This is a genomic window from Actinomadura sp. KC06 (assembly GCF_004348735.1).
Classification (GTDB): Bacteria; Actinomycetota; Actinomycetes; order Streptosporangiales; family Streptosporangiaceae; genus Spirillospora.
This window is the reverse complement of record NZ_SMKT01000010.1, coordinates 50,364-63,852: the sequence shown is the minus strand read 5'-3', so window position 1 is coordinate 63,852 and position 13,489 is coordinate 50,364. Positions and strand designations below refer to the sequence as shown.

Here is a 13,489-nt window from a genome sequence, read left to right as displayed (position 1 = left end):
CTAAGCCCGAATCCTGACATTCCCCGTGGTACGCCCGCGAATCGCCGGACGACCTCTTGCCCCGCCCGTCACGGCGCGGCGAACGGTTCGGTCGGGAACCTCGCGCGTTGCTCTGACAGATGATCAATAAGTGCCCAGGATCTCCGATCTGTCCTATTTCTGCCTGTCTCCCGGAAAGGTCACCATGTACACCCCCCGAACGACGACCATGATCGGCCTCGGGGGCGGCGCCGTGCTCGCCGTCGCCGCCGCCGTGGCGCTGCCGTCCGGGACCCCGCGGACGGTGGCGATCTCGCCCGCCGCCGCGGCGGCCGCCGCCGGAGACACCGCGCCGCTCCCCGGAGTCTCGTTCACGATGAAGTCCGAGCCCGTGCCGGCGGACGCCCTTCGCCAACTCGACGCGATGGCTGCGAACCCCGACCGCGGCATGACACGCCAGCCGAACCTCGCCGCCGCGGCTGCCGGCGCCGGAAACGGGCTGAGCTGGAAGAGCGAATGCGGCTCCAACGACGCCGTCATGGCCGTCGACGCCAAGGTGACGCTCGGCGCGTGGTGCTTCGACAACGGCGACAAGAGCTCCCAGTACTGGATCCCGCAGGGCGTCGCCATCAGCCGCACCGAGCAGCTCGACGGCGTCGTCCTCAGCTGGTACCACCGGCACAAGGAGGGCGACGACTGGGTGACGGACGGGTCGCGCATCACGGTCGGCACCCGTCCGCGCGTCCAGGCCAAGGGCGCCTACCAGCCCGTCACACTGGCGATCCCCACGGCCACCGCCGACGGGAAGCTCGCGTTCAAGGACGTCTCGCCCGCCGCGCCGCCGACCGGATCCGTCACCACCAAGGGCGTCGCGGAGGCCAAGCAGCACCAGGGCGGAACCGCCCTGGCGGGCGACTTCCTCTACACGGCCAGCACGTCCGGGCTTCGGGTGTACGACATCCGGCGCACCTACCGGGTCGCCACCGGCAAGAACATCCTCGGCGTGGGCGACGACGGCAAGTTCTACGCCCACAACGAGAAGTACGCGCTGTTCCAGACGGCCGCGTTCAGTCCCGAGAACGCCGGCTCCTGCCCCGCCTGGGACAAGGTGCCGGACGCCCAGAACCAGGACCTCTGCTTCAGCACGGTCTCCTATGACCCGACCACCTCGCCGAAGAGCCTCCTCACCGCCGAGTTCAAGACCGCGGGCGGGGTGACGTCCGCGCGGCCCATGCGCGTGGTGCGGTGGCCCCTCAACGCGGACGGGTCGCTGAAGACCGACGCGTCCGGACGGGTGAAGTCATCGGTCGTGTACGGCACGAACCTCACGAAGGTGCAGGGCGTCTCCGGCTACCACAGCGGGACGGGAGACACGATCTACTACAACACGTCCAACGGGGCCTCGCCCGGCTCCATCTACAGCGACCGCGACGGGGACGGCAATTCACCGTTCCACCTGGTCGGGCCGATCGGCGGCGAGTCCCTCGCCTTCGACCCGTACTCGGGAGGCGACCGCGTCTGGGGCGTCACCGAGCGTCCGGGCCAGCGAATGCTGTACTGGATCTACCGCAAGGAGATGCAGAAGCCGGGCATGCCGTAACCGCTCCCTGCCCTGCGGCAGCGTGCTCATGGTCTCCGGGTGGGGTTGACGGCGTCGGACTCGGCGGGCGTGTCCGGTCGGGGCCGCTCGTCGTCGCCCTCCCTGGCCGTCTGCCGCTCGTACTCGGTGATGCCCAGCCCGTCCCTGCTCTGCTGGGGCTCCTCGATCTCCAACTCCTCGGGCGGGTCGGTGACGTACTCCTCCGTCAGGCCGATCTGCTCGTCCTGGGTGTTGTCGCCCATGTCGTCGATGTCGTCGCGGAAGTCCCTGGCCTCACCGGGCTTGCGCGCCCTCATGGCTCCTCCAGTCCGTGTCGGTTTCCGCTGATCGGACCGGTATCCCCGCTGACGGCCGCCCTACTCCCGCTCGCGCCGGACGAAACCTCCCGTCCCGGTGGACGAAAGCGTCGCGTTCGGGAGTGATCGTCCATGCCGCGCGGGTGGTTACGATCCGGAGCATGGGCGTACAAGCTGTGATCTTCGACTGGGGCGGCACGCTGACCCCGTGGCACGACATCGAACTGGCCGACCTGTGGCGCGCGATCTGCACCGCCCACCTGCCCCCGGACGACGTCGAGAAGGCCGCGGCCGCGCTCGCCGACGCGGAGCTGGCGCTCGGCCGCCGCTGCGACGAGGAGCAGCGCAGCGCCACCCTCGCCGAGGTCTTCGAGATCGCCGGCGTCGAGGCCACCGAAGCGCTCCTCGCCACCCATTTCGAGACCTGGACGCCGCACACCCACACCGACCCCGCCGTCCCCGGCCTGTTCAACGCCCTCCGCGAGCGCGGCATCCGCGTCGGCGTCCTGTCCAACACCATCTGGTCGCGCGAGCTGCACGAGCGGATCTTCGCCCGCGACGACGTCCTGCACCTGCTCGACGGCGCCGTCTACTCCAGCGAGATCCCCTGGACGAAACCGCACGCCAAGGCGTTCCGCGCCGCCATGGACGCCGTCGGCGCCACCGATCCCGCGTCCTGCGTCTACGTCGGCGACCGCCCGTACGACGACATCCACGGCGCCAAGTCCGCCGGGCTGCGCGCCGTCCAGATCCGGCACCAGACCACCCACGCCTTCGAGCGTCCCGGCCTCACGCCGCCCGACGCCCTCATCCACGGCCTGGACGAGCTGCTCCCGCACATCGAACGCTGGCACGCTCCATGACCGCGAGGCGCGCGCAGGCGGTGCTGGTCAGGGCTTGCGGGCGGTGATGAGGTCGCGGGTGATGGCCTGGTCGACGCGGTGGCGGAAGCCGCGGTAGGCGTCGGAGTCCTGGACGTCCAGCCCGTTGGACGCGAGGACGTCCGCAAGCTCCTCACGGCGCCCCACATACGTGTTCCACGAGATGCCGATGGCGCCGCCGGAGCGCAGTAGCCGGGCCCATTCGGGAACGGCGGCCGTGAGGAGCTCGACAGGGCTGCGCGACAGGTGCAGCTTGCCCTTCCGTCCCCGCTGCCCCTGCCCGCCCTTGGGACGGCTCCCATGCTGCACCCCGTACGGCGCGTCCGTCACGATCATGTCGAACGACCCTGGCCGGAAGAACTTCCCGGCATCGAGGGAATCGGCGTTCACGACGGTGATCTCCATCGTCTCGCCGCTCTTGTAGCGCTCCTTGGACGCGCCGAGGGTCACGTGCAGGCGGCGTCCGAGGACGGCTTTCTCGCGGCGGACGTTGGCGACCTCGGCCTGGTGCTTGACCCGGTTGTTCTTCAGCCAGGTCTTGATGAAGGCGGCGTAGGCGTCGAAGTCCTTGCCGTCGATGTCGATCCCGGCGGCGTCCAGGCCGTACATCATGGCCTGGTTGAGGGTCGTGCCGCGGCCGCACATGGGGTCGAGGACGCGTGGACGCCCGGTGACCAGGTCCATGGGGGAGTCGGTCGCCATCGCGGTGACGTTCAGCAGCAGCTTGGTGAAGTACTCGTTCGTCTTGCCCGAGTACTTCTGGATGGTGAGGAGGTCGCTGCCGAACAGGTCGAGCGGCTGGAGCGTGACGGGACGGAGAAGCTCGTCCTCGATCCGGAAGAGCGCGTACAGCGACGACAGGTTCGACAGGAGGCGGACGTCCTGCTCCGTCAGCTCGTCGGCGGAGAACGTCACGTACGGGACGCCGCCGATCGCGGTCTCCTGGACATCGCGGACGCGCCCGTCCAGTGCCCGCTCGCTGAACACCGTCAGCTCCGCCTTCACCAGCGCGGCGGCGGCCTGGGCGTAGACCCGGTTGTGCGAGGGGGAGACGAGGAGGCCGTACGCGGTCATTCGCCCGACCTTACAGCCTCGTCCCGGACGGCGGAGACCGCCGGGAACAGGCGTTCCCGGCGGTCTCCGACGGCCCTTGTCGGGGCCGTTCCTCCCGGGTCAGGCGGCTCGGGCGGGACGTTCACCGGACTCAGCGGAACCAGACTCGTCAGAACCGGCGGAGCCGGACGCGGCCGGAAGGGCCCGCTGCGCCGCGGGAGCCTCCACGGCCGGAAGGTCCGGAAGGTGCCGTGCGGCGGCGTTCAGCAGCTCGTGGACGCGGCTCTTCAAACTGGCGAGATCGGCCCGCGCCACGTCGGCCTGGGCCTGGGCCCTGCGCGCCTGGCGCCGGGCGGCGTCGCGCTCGGCGGCGAGCTGCGTCAGCTGTTCGTGGTAGGCCGCCCGGAGTTCATCGAGGGCGCTCCCCTGCGGAATCGTGGTCATGCCGATCTGGACTCCTCCCCCGAGTCATCCCCATGTAAAAGGATGAACGCGATAAATCGGGCACTTCGTTCCCGGGGTGCGGAAGATCACTCACCCGATTCGGAGCGCGGGGAAAGCGCCGAGGACGGCAGCCCGGGAAACGCGTCCCGCGGCATCGGCGCGCCCGCCTTGCCGCGCCAGGCGGCCGATCGCGCCGCGGCCCGCTGCGCGCCGTCGGCGGCGAAGGCCCGCAGGTCAGGGGCTGAGACGCCGACGAGACCGATGTAGGCGGGGACCAGATCGTCCTCCAAGGCCGCCGCGAGCTGAGCGGCGCTGCGCACCGAGGTGACCTTGACCGGCAGCTCGTAGACGGCCGCCGCGGCGACCGGTGTGCCGGACAGAAGCGAGATCAGCGTGTCGCGCTGGGCACGGTGGGCGTTCCAGACGGCTTTCGCGGTCTGCCGGAGCGGCCCCTGCAGCCGCGCCCCGAGCACCCCGTACCCGTACACCGCCGCGTGCTCGGCGGCCAGCGCCGACTGGACGGCCTCTGCGCCGGACTTCGACCGCACCCGCGGGGCCTGCCCCTTCACCCTCATGGCATGGCCCGCCTCGCACGCGCCGATGCTCGCCAGCAGCTGGGCCAGCCCCGGAGCCGCCTTGGCGGCCTCGGCCCTGCGCTCCTCGGCGGCGCGCTCCTCCGCCTCCCGCAACACCACGAAGACAGCGCCGCCCCGCGGCACAGGGGACGCGCTGGGAGCCGGGATGGCGCCGCCCTCGCCGGCCCGGTCGCCCGACCCCGGCACGTAATGGCGCTTCAGGACGGCGAGATGCTCCCGGTGATGGGCCAGGACGGGCTCCAGCCGTCCGGCCAGCGACGTGTTCACCGACCGCGCCGCCTCATAAGTGGCGATCAGGTTCTGCTCGGACGCGATCGCGCCGACCAGCGTCGGCACGTCCTCGCGCGGCGCCGCGGCCTCCGCCGCGCAGCCCACCAGCCACGGCAGGACGAGCGCTCCCCCGCCCAGCGCCGCCCCCCGGCCCAGCAGCGCGCGCCGCGACACCGATTCTGGCGGACGCGACACGGACTCTGGCTGGTACGACATGGATTCCGGCTGGCGGGACACGGATTCGGGCGGGCGCGACACGGCCTCTGGCAAGGGAGTCTCCTCACCCGGTGGAGTGGTGGCGGCGGCCCTCTGCGGCCCGGCTCCCGGGACTCGTCCATCGGGCCTGCTCAAGCATTCCATATCCGCCGCGCCGGTGAGCCGATCGAAAAACCGCTGCGGTCCCCGGCTGTCGATAGTCTTGAGGTGTCAAGGTACGAGCGGCGACGTCCGCGATCGCAGGCGGCACGCTCCGCAGGCGGCACGACAGGTCGCTGGCGGCACAACAGGAGGAGGGTCCCATGAGCGTCGAGTCCCGCGGCGGCCGCGCTCAAGGGGGGCGCCCGGCGCGCGCCGACGCCGCCGAGCTGACCAGGCTGCTCGCGCCCGCGGTGGGCGAGGCCGGCTTCGACCTGGAGGAGGTCGACGTGCGGCCCGCCGGCCGGCGCCGCCTCGTGCGGGTCGTCGTGGACGGCGACAACGGCGTCGGCCTCGACGACATCGCCGCGATCAGCGAGACGGCCTCCGAGCTGCTCGACGCCGCCGATGTCATGGGGACCTCGCCCTACGTGCTGGAGGTGACCTCCCCGGGCGTCGACCGCCCCCTCACCGAGCCGCGGCACTGGCGCCGTGCCGTCGGCCGGCTGGTCGTCGCCCCGCTGACCGAGGGAGGCCAGGTCGAGGGCCGCGTGGTCGCGGCCGACGACGAGGCCGTGGAGATCGACGTCGTCCAGAAGCGCCGGAACAAGGGAGCCGGGGCCAAGGGCGGCAAGTCCGCTGGACCGAAATCGGCCGGGCCGGGAAAGGCCGGGCCGAAGGCCGCCGCGACGGAGACCGTCCGGCGGCGGTTCGGCCTGGGCGAGCTGGGGCGCGGCCGAGTGCAGGTGGAGTTCAAACACCCTGCGGGCACGGCCGAGGGAACGCGTTCTCCGGCTGAGCCGGACTAGAGGGGGGAACCTCGTGGACATCGACATGACCGCCCTGCGGGGCCTGGAGAGCGAGAAGGACATCTCGCTCGACGTGGCCGTCAAGGCCATCGAAGACGCTCTGCTGATCGCCTACCACCGGACGGAGGGCGCGGCCCCCAAGGCCCGCGTCGAACTGGACCGCCAGAGCGGCCACGTCACCGTGTGGGCGACCGAGACCGACGAGGAAGGCGAGCCCGTCGGAGAGTACGACGACACCCCGACGGGGTTCGGGCGCATCGCGGCCACCACCGCCAAGCAGGTGATCCTGCAGCGCCTCCGCGACGCCGAGGACGAGCTGACGTTCGGCGAGTACGCCGGACGCGAGGGCGACATCGTCAGCGGCATCATCCAGCAGGGCAAGGACCCGCGGAACGTGCTGGTCGACCTCGGCAAGATCGAGGCCGTCCTGCCGCCGCAGGAGCAGGTGCCCGGCGAGCAGTACGAGCACGGCGAGCGGCTGCGCGCCTACGTCGTGCAGGTCCGCAAGGGCCACCGCGGCCCGTCCATCCAGCTGTCCAGGACGCACCCGAACCTCGTGCGCAAGCTGTTCGCGCTAGAGGTCCCGGAGATCGCGGACGGCACCGTGGAGATCGCGGCGATCGCCCGCGAGGCCGGCCACCGCACCAAGATCGCGGTGCGCTCCCGGAAGGCGGGTGTGAACGCCAAGGGCGCCTGCATCGGCCCGCTCGGCAGCCGCGTCCGCAACGTGATGGCCGAGCTGCACGGCGAGAAGATCGACATCGTGGACTGGTCGGAGGACCCGGCGGAGTTCGTCGGGAATGCGCTGTCGCCCGCGCGGGTTTCGCATGTGGAGGTGGTCGACGCCGACGCCCGGGTCGCCCGGGTGATCGTGCCCGATTACCAGCTGTCCCTCGCGATCGGCAAGGAGGGCCAGAACGCCCGGCTGGCAGCCCGGCTCACCGGCTGGCGGATCGACATCAGGTCCGACACCGAGCCCGAGCAGGGGGCCGCGCCGGGGCAGTCCGCCGCGTCCGGGGAAACGGCCACCAAGGCCGCCGAGCCCGGCGAATCTGGATCTTCTACGCCAGGAGCGCATGCGACCGGTCCCGCCGACGCGTCGGCGCGGTAGACTCATGACACATGGCCGATCGGCCCCTGTCCGCACGTGTGTGGGCTGTCGGGTTCGTTCGGTCAAGTCCGACTTGCTGCGCCTGGTAGTGGTCGAGGGCGTCATCGTCCCCGATCCGCGTGGGCGGCTGCCGGGACGGGGCGCGCATCTGCACCCCGATCCGGGATGTCTCGAGCTCGCAGAGCGACGTCGGGCGTTCCCGAGGGCGTTCCGCCTTCCGGGGCCGCTCGACGCCGGTGCGCTGCGGGCTCGGCTTGCGGCACGCGCCGCGCAGCAGCAGGATGGCTGATATGGCCGAAGGTAAGCGACGTCTAGTCGGAAGCAGGTCGAGATTGCTATGAGCGCTCGATGAGCACGCCGCTATGAGTACGGCAAGTTAGCGACGGTCCGGAGGCCGCACCCCCGGACCGAGTAGGGAGTGCAGTGGCCAAGGTCCGGGTGTACGAACTCGCCAAGGAGTTCGGTGTAGAGAGCAAGGTCGTCATGGCCAAGCTCAAAGAGATGGGCGAGTTCGTCAGGTCAGCGTCCTCCACGATCGAGGCGCCGGTCGAACGCAGGCTGAAAGAAGCCTTCTCAAATTCGTCGTCCTCCCAGCAGGGGGACAAGCGGGCCGCCCCGAAGCGTCCTTCGGGTCCGCGTCCGGGCGCGCCGCGTCCGGGACCGTCCGGCGGCCCCTCCGATTCTCAGGGCACGCGGCAGCAGGCCCCGCGGCCCGCCGGGCCGCGCCCGCCCGCGCCCAAGCCGGCCCCGAGCGCCCCAGGCGCCCCGGCCGCCCCAGGTGGCGGTCAGGGTGGTCAAGGCGGTCCGGGTGGTCCCGGCGGCGGCGCTAAGCCGGCCCCGCCGCGTCCCGCGGTCCCGCCCGTGCCGAGCACGCCGGTGGACGCGCCCGCGGCGCAGGGCCCGAGCGCGCCGGCCGCGTCCGGTTCCGGCGGTTCCGGTACCCGCGCGCCGGGCGGCCCGAAGCCGGGTCCCCGCGCGCCCAAGCCGGGCCCGCGTCCCGGCCCCCGCTCCGACGGCGGCGGCCGCGGCCCCGGACGCCCACGTCCGGGCAACAACCCGTTCAGCTCGAACGCCAGCGGCATGGGCCAGGCGCCCAAGCCGGGCCCGCGTCCGGGTCCGCGCCAGGGCGGTGACCGCCCGGGTGGCGGCGGCGCTCCGGGCGGCCCGCGTCCCGGTCCGAGGCCGGGCGGAGCCGCCGGTCCCGGCGGCCCGCGGCCGAGCCCCGGCGGCGGCAGCATGCCGCCGCGTCCGGGCGGCCCGCGTCCGAGCCCGATGAACATGCCTTCCTCGCGGCCTTCCGGCGGCGGTGGCGGCGGCGCCCCAGGGCGCGGCGGTCCCGGCGGCGGTCGCGGTCCCGGCGGCGGTGGCCGCGGTCCGGGCGGCGGCGGTCGCGGTCCCGGTGGCGGCGGCCGTCCCGGCGGCGGCTTCGGCGGTCCCCGCACGGGCGCCGGAGGCGGCGGCGGTGGACGTCCCGGCTTCGGCGGTCCCCGTCCGGGCGGCGGCGGTCGCGGTCGCGGCGGCACGCAGGGCGCGTTCGGCCGTCCCGGCGGACGCCCCGCACGCGGGCGCAAGTCGAAGCGGGCGCGCCGTCAGGAATTCGAGAACATGCAGGCGCCCGCCGTCGGCGGCGTCTCCGCTCCGCGCGGCAACGGCAAGACCATCCGGCTGCCGCAGGGTGCGTCCCTGACCGACTTCGCCGAGAAGATCGGCGCCAACCCGGCGTCGCTCGTCGCGATCATGATGCATCTCGGCAAGATGGTCACCGCGACCCAGTCCGTCGACCCCGACGACCTGATGGCGCTCGGGCTCGAGCTGGACTTCGACGTCCAGGTCGTCAGCCCCGAGGACGAGGACCGCGAGCTCCTCGAGTCGTTCGACATCGAGTACGGCGAGGACGAGGGCGGCGAGGAGAACCTCCAGTCCCGTCCGCCGGTGGTCACCGTCATGGGTCACGTCGACCACGGCAAGACCAAGCTGCTGGACGCCGTCCGGAGCGCCAACGTGCAGGCGGGCGAGGCCGGCGGCATCACCCAGCACATCGGCGCCTACCAGGTCGAGACCGAGGTCGACGGCGAAGAGCGCAAGATCACCTTCATCGACACCCCGGGCCACGAGGCGTTCACCGCCATGCGGGCCCGCGGCGCCGACACCACCGACCTGGTGGTGCTGGTGGTCGCCGCCGACGACGGCGTCAAGCCGCAGACCACCGAGGCGATCGACCACGCCACCGCGGCCGGGGTCCCGATCGTCGTCGCGGTCAACAAGATCGACGTCGAGGGCGCCGACCCGAACAAGGTGCGCGCGCAGCTCACCGAGTACGGCCTGGTCGCCGAGGAGTTCGGCGGTTCCACCCAGTTCGTCGACGTGTCCGCCAAGCAGCGGCTCAACATCGACGGGCTGCTGGAGGCGATCGTCCTGACCGCCGACGCCGAGCTCGACCTGAAGGCCAACCCCGACATGCCCGCCCAGGGCTCGGCCATCGAGGCCCACCTGGACAAGGGCCGGGGCGCCGTGGCGACCGTGCTGGTGCAGCGCGGCACCCTCCAGGTCGGCGACTCGATCGTCTGCGGCGTGGCGCACGGCCGCGTCCGGGCGATGCTCGACGAGAACGGCAACAACGTCCAGGAGGCGGGCCCGTCCCGTCCGGTGCTGGTGCTCGGCCTCGCGGCCGTGCCCGGCGCGGGCGACAACTTCCTCGTCGTCGAGGACGACCGGGTCGCCCGGCAGATCGCCGACAAGCGGGTCGCGCGCAAGCGCAACGCCGAACTGCTCAAGAGTCGCAAGAGCAGCTCCCTCGAAGAGCTGTTCAAGGACCTGGAGCGGGGCGAGCGGCAGGAGCTGCTGCTCATCCTCAAGGGCGACGTGTCCGGTTCCGTCGAGGCGCTGGAGGACTCCCTCCTCAAGATCGACGTGGGCGAGGAGGTCAACCTGCGGATCATCCGCCGCGGCGTCGGCGCGATCACCCAGGACGACGTCAACCTGTCGCTGGCGTCCGAGGGCGCGGTCATCATCGGCTTCAACGTGCGGCCGGAGCGCAACGCGCAGGATCTGGCCGACCGCGAGGGCGTCGACATCCGGTACTACTCGATCATCTACCAGGCGATCGAGGAGATCGAGGCGGCCCTCAAGGGCATGCTCAAGCCGGAGTTCGAGGAGGTCCAGCTCGGCACCGCGGAGATCCGCGAGATCTTCAAGGTGCCGCGGATCGGCAGCGTCGCCGGCTCGATGGTCACCTCGGGGGTCATCCAGCGCAACGCCAAGGCCCGCCTCGTCCGCGACGGCGTCGTGGTCTCCGACAACCTCACGGTGTCGTCGCTGCGCCGCTTCAAGGACGACGCGACCGAGGTCCGCGAGGGCTTCGAGTGCGGTATCGGCGTGGGCTACAACGACATCAAGCTCGGAGATGTCATCGAGTGCTTCGAGATGCGGGAGAAGCCCCGCGACTGAAGTCTCGTGACCGGGACGCGGGGACGTCCGCGCGGACGTCCCCGCGTCCCGGTATCTCCGGCGGTGTCCCGGCGGTATCTCCGGCAACGGGTGATGTGATCGTTCAATCGGTGACACGGCGCCAGGCGGATCTTCTAGCCTGGCGTCTGGCATGTCCGGCTCATCCCGCTTCAGGGTGCCGCCGGGAACACGGCGGGTGACCTCCGTCGTTCCATCTTCTGAAGATCCCGAGGTGATCGACCAGGTGTACGTGGGTGCGCTGACACTCGACCTGCTGCTGGGGGACGTCCGCTCGCTGAAGCAGAAGCGGTCCGTCCTGCGGCCGATCATCGCCGAGGTGCACAAGCACTTCCCGGGGGTGGCGGTCGCCGAGACCGGCGGCAACGACCTGTACCGCAGGGCGGAGATCGGGGTGGCGGTGGTGTCCGGCAGCGCCGCGAACTGCACCCAGGTGCTCGACCAGTGCGAACGGTTCGTGGCCGGACGGCCGGAGATCGAGCTGCTGTCCGCGCGGCAGCGGCTTTTCAACGACGACGACTGACTGCGCCGAAACGGAGCGCGGGCGGGGTCATCGATAGACCATGGAAGGGTCGTCAGACCATAGAAAGGGAGTGCGATCATGGTGGACGCAGCTCGGGCGCGTAAGCTCGCCGACCGCATCCAGCAGATCGTGGCCGAGATGCTGGAGAGGCGGATCAAGGATCCGCGGCTTGGCTTCGTGACCGTGACGGACACCCGCATCACCAACGACCTGCGCGACGCGACCGTGTACTACACGGTCTACGGGTCGGACGGCGAACGCGCCGAGACCGCCGCCGCGCTGGAGAGCGCCAAGGGCGTCATCCGGTCGGAGGTGGGCAGGAAGACCGGGGTCCGGCACACGCCCAGCCTCACCTTCGTCATGGACTCCCTGATGGAGAACGCGGCGCACATCGACGACCTCCTCGCGCAGGCCCGCGCCAAGGACGCGGAAGTGGCGAAGGCCGCGCAGGGCGCTTCTCCGGCCGGTGACGCGAACCCGTACCGCGAGAACGGCCCCGACGAGGACGAGGACCTCGACGAGGACGAGGACGACGAAGACGACGCGGACTTCGACGGGCACGACGCCGCGGGGGACGGTGAGGACGGCCGTTCCGGACGCCCGCCGTCGTGAGCGGACCGGAGGGGCGCGCGGACGCGCCGGGCGCCGGCTGGAGCGAGGAATGCCTGCTGCACGACGCGGACGGGCATTCCGCGAACGGCCACGACGTCATCCCACGCGGCGGCGCCCTCCGCCCGAGACCCGTCACCCCGGCCGAGCCGCCCGCACCCACCGAACCCTCGTCCGTCCTCGAACCGACCGCGCCGTCCGACCCCCTGGCCGCCATCGAGCCCCCCGGCCCGGTCGAGTCGGTCACGATGGCCGAGGGGCCTGCGTCGGCCGAGCGACCTGCGTCGGTCGAGGCGTTCGTGGCCGTCGAAGCTTCTGCGCCTGCTGCGCAGCCACCGTTGTCCGAATCGGTCGCGTCTGCCGAATCGCCTACCGCCGCCGGCGGCGCGCAGTCGGGGCTCGCCGACCTGTCCGCATCGGTCGGGCCGTCGGCCGTGTTCGGTGAGCCGCCGGTCGGGGCCGAGCCTCATGCATCCGGTGAAGCGGTCCGGGTGCTCGGGGAGTCGGAATGGGAACGGGCCGTCGAGCTGATCGGGGCGGCGGAGGAGGTCTGCCTCGCCTGCCACGTGGCGCCGGACGGGGACGCGCTCGGCTCGATGCTGGCGCTCGCGCAGGCGCTGCGTGCGATGGGCAAGCGGTGCCTGGCATCGTTCGGGGAGCCGTTCACCGTGCCCGCGATCCTGCGCTTCCTGCCCGGGCAGGAACTGCTGGTCGAGCCCGCGCGGATGCCCGAGGCGCCGGAGCTGATGATCTCGCTGGACGCGGCCGGGCAGGCGCGGCTCGGCGCGCTCGCCGGCGCCGCCGGACGGGCCGGAGCGCTGATCGTGGTCGATCACCACGCGTCCAACACCGGGTTCGGCGGGGTGCGCCTCGTCGACCCGGACGCCGCCGCCACGGCGGTGCTGGTCGAGGAGCTGATCCGCAGGCTCGGCGTCCCGCTCGACCGCGACATCGCGCAGGGCCTGTACGCGGGGCTGGCGAGCGACACCGGCTCGTTCAAGTACCCGTGCACGACGCCCGAGGTCCACGACCTGGCGGGACGGCTGCTGACGGCGGGCGTCCGGCCGGAGGCGGTCAGCCGGGAGCTGTGGGACCGGGCGCCGTTCGGCTACCTGCAGGTCCTCGCCGGCGCGCTGGCGCGGGCCCGGCTGGAGCGCGACGCGGCGGGCGGCCGCGGCCTGGTCTGGACGACGATCGCGCGCTCCGACCGGGACGCCCGCGACGTCGACTACGACCAGCTCGAAGGCGTCATCGACCAGCTCAGGCGCACCGACGAGGCCGAGGTCGCGGTCGTGTGCAAGGAGAACGACCGGGGCGAGTGGTACGTGTCGACCCGCTCGAAGGGCTCGGTCGACGTCGGACGCGCCTGCGTCGAGCTCGGCGGCGGCGGGCACCGCACCGCGGCCGCGTTCACCATGGGCGGCGAGCCCGCCTGGATCATCGACCGGCTGCGCGCCGCGCTGCGCGTCCCCGGCGAGCTGGACTGACCCGGACCGACC

The 13,489-nt window shown here is 72.1% G+C and carries 13 protein-coding genes; 9 read left to right on the top strand and 4 right to left on the bottom strand.

Going from position 1 to position 13,489, the window contains the following annotated elements; genetic code table 11:
• Positions 1–130 precede the first annotated feature (130 nt).
• The gene (locus E1287_RS05690) at positions 131–1,579 is read left to right on the top strand and encodes a hypothetical protein (protein ID WP_131963751.1); all 1,449 of its coding nucleotides are present in this window, start codon (positions 131–133) and stop codon (positions 1,577–1,579) included.
• Between the two features lie 26 nt (positions 1,580–1,605).
• Here E1287_RS05690 and E1287_RS05685 read toward each other — a convergent pair whose 3' ends face one another.
• The gene (locus E1287_RS05685; RefSeq protein WP_131963750.1) at positions 1,606–1,875 is read right to left on the bottom strand and encodes a hypothetical protein; all 270 of its coding nucleotides are present in this window, start codon (positions 1,873–1,875) and stop codon (positions 1,606–1,608) included.
• Between the two features lie 161 nt (positions 1,876–2,036).
• Here E1287_RS05685 and E1287_RS05680 point away from each other — a divergent pair, with 161 nt between their 5' ends.
• Positions 2,037–2,738, top strand: coding sequence for an HAD family hydrolase (locus E1287_RS05680; RefSeq protein ID WP_131963749.1), 702 nt, complete (start codon positions 2,037–2,039; stop codon positions 2,736–2,738).
• 27 nt (positions 2,739–2,765) lie between these two features.
• On the opposite strand, the gene E1287_RS05675 is transcribed toward E1287_RS05680, so the two are convergent.
• The 3 genes from E1287_RS05675 to E1287_RS45415 form a co-directional block, all read right to left on the bottom strand.
• Entirely contained in the window at positions 2,766–3,830 is a 1,065-nt protein-coding gene (locus E1287_RS05675) for an SAM-dependent methyltransferase (protein ID WP_131963748.1), read from the bottom strand.
• A 99-nt stretch (positions 3,831–3,929) separates the two neighbouring features.
• Positions 3,930–4,253 (bottom strand): hypothetical protein, encoded by a 324-nt coding sequence (locus E1287_RS05670; RefSeq protein ID WP_131963747.1) that lies wholly within the window; start codon positions 4,251–4,253, stop codon positions 3,930–3,932.
• A gap of 86 nt (positions 4,254–4,339) precedes the next feature.
• Positions 4,340–5,335 carry a ferritin-like domain-containing protein gene (locus E1287_RS45415; RefSeq protein ID WP_243718661.1) on the bottom strand — a complete coding sequence of 332 codons (996 nt, stop codon included), beginning with the start codon at positions 5,333–5,335 and terminating at the stop codon, positions 4,340–4,342.
• 302 nt (positions 5,336–5,637) lie between these two features.
• On the opposite strand from E1287_RS45415, the gene rimP reads away from it, so the two are divergent.
• The 7 genes from rimP to E1287_RS05630 all read left to right on the top strand — a co-directional run bounded on the left by rimP (position 5,638) and on the right by E1287_RS05630 (position 13,477).
• Positions 5,638–6,282, top strand: a complete 645-nt coding sequence (rimP, locus tag E1287_RS05660; RefSeq protein ID WP_131963746.1) for a ribosome maturation factor RimP — start codon at positions 5,638–5,640, stop codon at positions 6,280–6,282.
• Positions 6,283–6,307: 25 nt separating this feature from the next.
• On the top strand, positions 6,308–7,393 hold the full coding sequence (nusA, locus tag E1287_RS05655; protein ID WP_131963779.1) for a transcription termination factor NusA: 1,086 nt from the start codon (positions 6,308–6,310) through the stop codon (positions 7,391–7,393).
• Positions 7,359–7,682, top strand: a complete 324-nt coding sequence (locus E1287_RS05650) for a YlxR family protein (RefSeq protein ID WP_131963745.1) — start codon at positions 7,359–7,361, stop codon at positions 7,680–7,682. The genes nusA and E1287_RS05650 overlap by 35 nt, the downstream gene beginning before the upstream one ends.
• A 134-nt stretch (positions 7,683–7,816) precedes the next feature.
• Complete coding sequence (infB, locus tag E1287_RS05645; RefSeq protein ID WP_131963744.1) at positions 7,817–10,840, top strand: translation initiation factor IF-2; 3,024 nt, start codon at positions 7,817–7,819, stop codon at positions 10,838–10,840.
• A 232-nt stretch (positions 10,841–11,072) separates the two neighbouring features.
• Positions 11,073–11,381 (top strand): DUF503 domain-containing protein, encoded by a 309-nt coding sequence (locus tag E1287_RS05640; protein WP_243718660.1) that lies wholly within the window; start codon positions 11,073–11,075, stop codon positions 11,379–11,381.
• Positions 11,382–11,459: 78 nt separating this feature from the next.
• Entirely contained in the window at positions 11,460–11,993 is a 534-nt protein-coding gene (gene rbfA / locus E1287_RS05635; protein ID WP_131963743.1) for a 30S ribosome-binding factor RbfA, read from the top strand.
• The gene (locus E1287_RS05630) at positions 11,990–13,477 is read left to right on the top strand and encodes a bifunctional oligoribonuclease/PAP phosphatase NrnA (RefSeq protein WP_243718658.1); all 1,488 of its coding nucleotides are present in this window, start codon (positions 11,990–11,992) and stop codon (positions 13,475–13,477) included. Before rbfA ends, E1287_RS05630 begins: the two co-directional genes overlap by 4 nt.
• Positions 13,478–13,489: the final 12 nt, after the last annotated feature.

Excerpts from the sequence above, each read along its gene's own strand:
- E1287_RS05680 (WP_131963749.1), top strand. The coding sequence starts at position 2,037 with ATGGGCGTACAAGCTGTGATCTTCGACTGGGGCGGCACGCTGACCCCG.
- E1287_RS05675 (WP_131963748.1), bottom strand. The coding sequence starts at position 3,830 with ATGACCGCGTACGGCCTCCTCGTCTCCCCCTCGCACAACCGGGTCTAC.
- E1287_RS05650 (WP_131963745.1), top strand. The coding sequence starts at position 7,359 with ATGCGACCGGTCCCGCCGACGCGTCGGCGCGGTAGACTCATGACACAT.
- rimP (WP_131963746.1), top strand. The coding sequence starts at position 5,638 with ATGAGCGTCGAGTCCCGCGGCGGCCGCGCTCAAGGGGGGCGCCCGGCG.
- E1287_RS45415 (WP_243718661.1), bottom strand. The coding sequence starts at position 5,335 with ATGTCGTACCAGCCAGAGTCCGTGTCGCGTCCGCCAGAATCGGTGTCG.
- E1287_RS05685 (WP_131963750.1), bottom strand. The coding sequence starts at position 1,875 with ATGAGGGCGCGCAAGCCCGGTGAGGCCAGGGACTTCCGCGACGACATC.
- rbfA (WP_131963743.1), top strand. The coding sequence starts at position 11,460 with ATGGTGGACGCAGCTCGGGCGCGTAAGCTCGCCGACCGCATCCAGCAG.
- E1287_RS05670 (WP_131963747.1), bottom strand. The coding sequence starts at position 4,253 with ATGACCACGATTCCGCAGGGGAGCGCCCTCGATGAACTCCGGGCGGCC.
- nusA (WP_131963779.1), top strand. The coding sequence starts at position 6,308 with ATGACCGCCCTGCGGGGCCTGGAGAGCGAGAAGGACATCTCGCTCGAC.